General features: G+C 70.1%; 3 protein-coding genes and 1 pseudogene. 1 reads left to right on the forward strand and 3 read right to left on the reverse strand.

Features of this window, described 5'->3' with window-relative positions; all coding sequences use genetic code 11:
- Positions 1-214 (reverse strand): annotated as a pseudogene (locus ACLML9_RS27365) (NADPH:quinone reductase); the annotation flags it as partial.
- 52 nt (positions 215-266) lie between these two features.
- Here ACLML9_RS27365 and ACLML9_RS27370 point away from each other — a divergent pair.
- Positions 267-566 (forward strand): hypothetical protein, encoded by a 300-nt coding sequence (locus ACLML9_RS27370; RefSeq protein WP_411948212.1) that lies wholly within the window; start codon positions 267-269, stop codon positions 564-566.
- A gap of 100 nt (positions 567-666) precedes the next feature.
- Here ACLML9_RS27370 and ACLML9_RS27375 read toward each other — a convergent pair whose 3' ends face one another.
- Positions 667-1,314 (reverse strand): LysE family translocator, encoded by a 648-nt coding sequence (locus ACLML9_RS27375; protein WP_411948213.1) that lies wholly within the window; start codon positions 1,312-1,314, stop codon positions 667-669.
- Positions 1,315-1,502: 188 nt separating this feature from the next.
- Positions 1,503-5,537 carry a trehalose-phosphatase gene (gene otsB / locus ACLML9_RS27380; RefSeq protein WP_411948214.1) on the reverse strand — a complete coding sequence of 1,345 codons (4,035 nt, stop codon included), beginning with the start codon at positions 5,535-5,537 and terminating at the stop codon, positions 1,503-1,505.
- Positions 5,538-5,867: the final 330 nt, after the last annotated feature.

Raw genomic sequence — 5,867 nt, forward strand, 5'->3', positions numbered from 1 at the left:
GCTCGGCCCGGACCGCGTCCCGGGCGGGCACCGGGACGGAATCGAGGCTGAATGTGGCGAACGACAGGGACTGCTGGAACGCCCCCAGGAGTCGCATGCCGAAATCCGCCGGCGGCAGACCCGCCACCACGCCGGCCAGGATGAAACGTCCGTTCGGTGCGAGGCGATCGAGGAACGTGGGCAGCTCCGCCCCACCGGCGATATCGATGATCACGTCGTAGGAAGGCGGCGCGGCCGGATTCCCTCCCCGGACCGGTCCAGGACATGTGTCGCGCCGAGGTCGCGGAGCCGGTCGCCGGGCGGCACTGCTCTCGATGCTCGCCGACCTGGCCGGCCGCGCCAAGAAAGCCGGCCGGCTGCGGCGGGACTTCGTCATCGACGACCTGGTGCTCGTCCTGCTGACCGGCCGCGGACTGGCCGCGGTGCCACCGGCCCGCCGGGAGACCTCGGCGCGCCGCGTCGCCGCCCTGGTCGTCGACGCGTTCCGCGAAACCGGTACGAACCCGGACTCACCCCGGACATCGCGGACCTGTTCCGGGAGATTTCGTCAGCCGGGGAGGATTTGATAGCGCGGGTCGCATCGGTGCCCGGCCTACGTCGGGGCGGCATCGGATCACGTGAGCACCGGCAGCGGGAGGACGCGGCGTGCGGCCGGCGCCGCCCGGCTCACCGGCGCGTGAAAGCGAGCCCGCCCGCCACCGCGAGCATGGTGACGCCGGTGCCACGATCCAGATGGCGCCGGGTGCGCGGCGGCATATCGAACGAGTTGAGTGCTCCGCCCACCCCCGCGTACACCGTCGCCGCGACGAACTCGACGACGAGGTAGCCGAGGCCGAGTGCGATCAGCTGTGCGGGTACGGCCCCTGCCGTGTGGTCGACGAACTGGGGCAGGAGCGCGGCGAACAACAGCAGCGCTTTGGGATTGGTGAGCGCCACCGTGAACTCCTGCCGGGTCAGCTGCCGGCGCGTCCGGCGCAGCGACGACACGTCCGTCGGCGGGCTGCCGGACGGGTCCGGTGCACCGGCCGGGCGGCTCCGGTAGAGCATGGCCACGCCGAGGTAGAGCAGATACGCGACGCCACACCATTTCACAGCCGTGAACACCGGCTCGGAGGTGACCAGCAATTCACCCAGCCCCACCGCTGTCGCGAGCACCAGCAACAGGAAAGCCGACAGCCGGCCGGACACGGCCACCAGCGCATCCACTGCGCCCTGCTGCACCGCGTTGCGCAACGACAGCAGTTGGTTCGCACCCGGAGTGAACGCGATGAGCGGAGCAGCGATCAGGAACGGCTGCCAATGCGGAGTAGGCATCTCCCTTGTATACAGCCGATCGCCGAGCGCGAAGACCGGGCGGTTCACCGTGAAGCTTCCGCCCGGCCCCACCGGCTGTCGACCGGCTCTGCCGCCGCCCTGCCCGATTTCGAGGGCGCCGTGGCACGAGCCCAGGCGCGCGGTCTGATCGAGGAGATACACGGCGCCGACGGAGGGCCGCCCTACCACTACCCGGCACCGCGCTCCTGAGGACGGCCTGCCGGCAGATCCCGCCCGAGCCCGGGCTCCGGATCCGGCGATCCCACAGGCGGACGGTCGACGAGCCGGACCGTCTCCCCGGGCGCGAGCCACACCGGGCGGTCTCGGCAGACCACCTCGATCGGCGGCGCGGTTCCCGGCTCCGACCCGATCTCGACTCGGCGGCCGTCGACGCGCACGATGATCCGGTGGCCCCGATACATCATCGGAAAAGACAGGGTGCCCAGTGCTTTCGGCCAGTAGGGACAGAATATGAGCTGGTCGTGCCGTATCTCCAGGCCGGTGAAACAGCGCTGCAGCAGATCGACGCTGCCCGCCATCGCAGCCAGATGGATACCTTCACCGGTGGTCCCGCCCTGAATATCGGCGACGTCCGAACAGACCACCTGATCGAAGAACTCCATGGCACGGTCACGATGGGCCCGGGCAAGAACCCACGAATGCACCAGGGCACTCAGCGTGGAACCGTGCGAGGTCCGCGCCGTGTAGTAGTCGATCGTCCGCGGGATCATCTCCCCCGGCAGCTCGTAGCCCGCGCGCGTGAACAGGTCGCGGAGTTCGTCGGCGGAGAACAGGTAGAAGAGCATGAGCACATCGGCCTGTTTGCCCGCGCGATAGCGGCCGATATCGTCGCCCTCGGCTTCCAATATCCGGTCCAGCCGCTGAATGTTGCCGTAGCGGCGCCGGTAATGTTCCCAGTCCAGCTCCCGTAGCCGCTCGTAGCCGTCGAACTGGCTGATCACTCCGTCGTGGAACGGCACGTACATCCGATGGGCGACCTCGCGCCACCGGCCCGGCTCCGCCGGACCCACGCCGAGCCGTTCCAAGAGTTCGGCGCGGACGCGCGGCGCGAGCGTACCGAGTGCTTCGAGCGCACAGGTGATGGTCCAGGCGGCCATGACATTGGTGTAGGCGTTGTTGTCGACACCCGCCGTGGGAGCGTGCGGATAGCCCGTGTGGAATTCGTCGGGACCGATGACACCGCAGAGCACGTACCGCCCCCGGCGCGGATCGAAATCGGCCAGCCCCGACCAGAACCGGGCGATCTCCACGAGCAGTTCGGCGCCGTGGTCGGCGAGGAAGCCGAGATCACCGGTGGCCTGGTAGTACTGCCACACCGTGTAGGCGACGGCGGCGCCGATATGGTGCGCCCGCCGGCTCGGATCCGGATTCCATCGGCCCGAGAGCGGGTTCAGGTGCAGTTGCTGACTCTCCTCACGCCCGTCACTACCCGACTGCCACGGGAACATCGCGCCCGGTAAACCGGCCGCCGCGGCCGCGCGGCGGGCCTCCGGGAGCCGCCGGGAGCGGTAGCGCAACAGTGCGCGGGTCAGCGCCGGGATACGCGGGTTCAGCACCGGGAAGACGAACAGTTCGTCCCAGAAGACGTGACCGCGATAGGCCTCACCGTGCAGCCCCCGGGCCGGCACGCCCACGTCCAGTTCCACGGTGTTCGGCGACAAGGTCTGGATCAGATGCAGCAGGTGCAACCGCAGGACGCGCACCGACCCCGCGTCGTCGTCGAGATCTATGCGCATCCGGCCCCAGATCCGCTCCCAGGCCCGGGTGTGTCCGGCGAACAGTGTCGCGTAATCCGGTGCCGCCGCCAGCAACCGCCCGGCCTGGTCCGCGGGACCGGACGAGGCGCGGTCCCGGCCGGTGCACACCGCTGCCGTCTTCTCGAGGGTTACCGATTCGCCCTCCCCGATCCGGACTCCGAACTCGTGACCGATCCGGCTGCGCTCCCGCACGTCCACGGCCCTCGCGGTGCCTCCGCGCAGTAGGTCGCGGGTCGCCACGGCCAGCGGGATCTCCGAGTCGCCGGTGCGTGCCGCGAGAAGCACGGCCGCCTCGGACAACCGGGCGGTCCGGACCGCGTCCAGATGTACTCCGGACAGCGGCCGGTAGCGTTCGACCAGGCTGTTGCTCACCTCCCCGTCGATCATCGAGCGCAGCCGTAGCGTGCCCGACCAGTTCTCGGCCGTCAGCGTCGTGAGGAGAGCTCCTAGATGCGGACAATGCATCGCCGCGAATCGCCGCTGCTCGACACGGGTGATCCGGCCCGCGCCGTCCCGGAACCGGAACCACCGGATCAGTTCGGCGCGGCGCAGGTCCAGACGCTGCCGATAGTCCAGCAGGTCGGCGGTGTCCGGATCGAACCAGTCACCGTCGGCGATCCGGAATGTCACCGGCAGCCAGTTCGGCAGGTTGACCATGCTCTCGTTGTCGATGGTCCGGTCGTCCACCCGGTCCCGCAGCCGGTTGTAGATCCCGGCCGCATACGTGCCGGGGTAGTGATATCGCCCCGCCCGGCTCTCCGGCGCGGCCCCACGAACGGCGAAATAGCCGTTGCCGACGGTGCAGAGAGCCTCACGGAGCTTTTCCTGTTCCGGGTCGTAGCCGTCGTAGGCGAACGACCAGGTCTCCGATTCCGCCGCGGCCGGGCCGGCACCGATCAGCCGCCCGCAGCGGGTGAGCAGGTCCGCGACCCGACGGGGACCATCCACCGAGAAGTGCGCGGAGGTGTATCTGCCGGTGTTCTCCGCCGCCCGCACCACGACGGCGACCCCGTCCGGCCCGACGAGATCGAAAGCATCCTCGTCGGTCGTATCGTCACCGATGTACAGCGGGGCCACCGGTCCGTCGACCTGCTCCAGTATCCAGCGCAGTGCGTCACCTTTGTTCCAGTCGATATCCGGCCGCAACTCGACCACCTTGCGTCCGGAGGTCACCCGCAGACCGCGGGCGCGCCCGACCTCACCGACGAGTGCCACCACCCGGTCGGCGTCCGTGTCCGTCGCCACCCGGAAGTGCACGGCCACGGCGAACCGTTTGTGTTCGACAGTGACCCCGCCGATATCGCCCAGTCGCGCCCGCAGTTCCGCCGCGGCGCGGGCGAGGCCGGCCTCGGTTCCGGGTAGCGCGCCGGGCAGGTGGCGGGTGCCGTCGGGCGCCATCAGTTCGACCCCGTGACTGCCCGCGAGCCAGATACCGGGGATCGGCATCCGCGCGCGTAGATCGTCGAGCCCGCGGCCGCTGAGCACGGCGACCGGGCACCGCGCGGCCAGGTCCGCGAGGGTCGCGGCCGCGCCCTCCACCATCTCGGCGGCGGCGGGATCGGTGACGATCTCGGCCAGGGTGCCGTCGAAATCCATGAGCACCGCAGGATTCTCAATCTCCAGCAGATCCGCGAAGCGCGGCCAGTACTCGAAGACATCGGGCACCTCACCGACCCGCCGGAACCCGCCGCGCACACCGATCCGCGCGGCATCGTCGACCACCGTATCGGCGCCCGCGGCGAGCAACCTCTCCCCGCTGCCCGCCCGGTCGATACCCACCACCAGTCCGAAACCCCCGTTGCGGCCCGCCGCCACCCCGGCTTCGGCGTCCTCCACCACGACGACCCGGCCCGGCGCACTGTGCAGACGCGCCGCGGCTTCGCGCAGCACGGCCGGATCCGGCTTCCCCGGCAGGCCGAGTTCTTCCGCGTCCATCCCGTCGACCCGGACCTCGAAAAGGTGGGCGAGACCGGCCGCGGTGAGCACCTGCTCGCAATTACGGCTGGCGGTGAACACGGCGGTCCGGACCCCCGCGGAGCGGAGCCGGCGAACCAGCGCGACGGTGGACTCGAACGCCACCACTCCGTCACGCGCGATACGTTCGCGGAACAGGTGGTCCTTGCGGTTACCCAGACCGCATACGGTCTCGGCCGACCCGGAATCGCCCGGGTCGCCCCAGGGCAGCCGGATATCGCGGGAGGCGAGGAAGTCGGCGACGCCGCGATAGCGAGGTTTACCGTCCACGTACTTCAGGTAGTCGACCTCGGTGAACGGCGACCGGTCCTGGCCGGAGGCAGCCCGCCGTGCGGCGAGGAAGGCATCGAACAGTTCGGTCCACACCGCGGCGTGTATCGAGGCGCTATCGGTCACCACCCCGTCCATATCGAAGATCACCGCGTCGTGGCGGCGGGTATCGATCCGCGGCGCGGCCGCACTGTGAGCCACGAATCGAGTGTGACCGGCCCGGCGCCCGGGCGACAGGGGCTAAGGTCCGCTCCTTCACCCGAACCGGAAGCCGGCTCCGGGTGCCACGCCGACCGACCCCGGCGCGCTCGCGCGAGTTCCGAAGGTCCCTCGTCCCGGAGGACCAAGGCCCGGGCCTGCCGGACCGCCCGGCCGGCACCCGAATATCGCCGCCGGGAATAGACTTTGGTCTTCTTCCGCCGGGACCAACGCCCCCATCGTCCGCGTGGTCCGCGCTTTAACCTCGCAGTATCCGGAGGAACCGGAGCGGCGGAGAAACCGGGGCCGGCAGGCCGGCACCACGCCTACAAC

Source organism: Nocardia sp. NPDC002869, assembly GCF_046764065.1.
Taxonomy (GTDB): domain Bacteria; phylum Actinomycetota; class Actinomycetes; order Mycobacteriales; family Mycobacteriaceae; genus Nocardia; species Nocardia rhamnosiphila.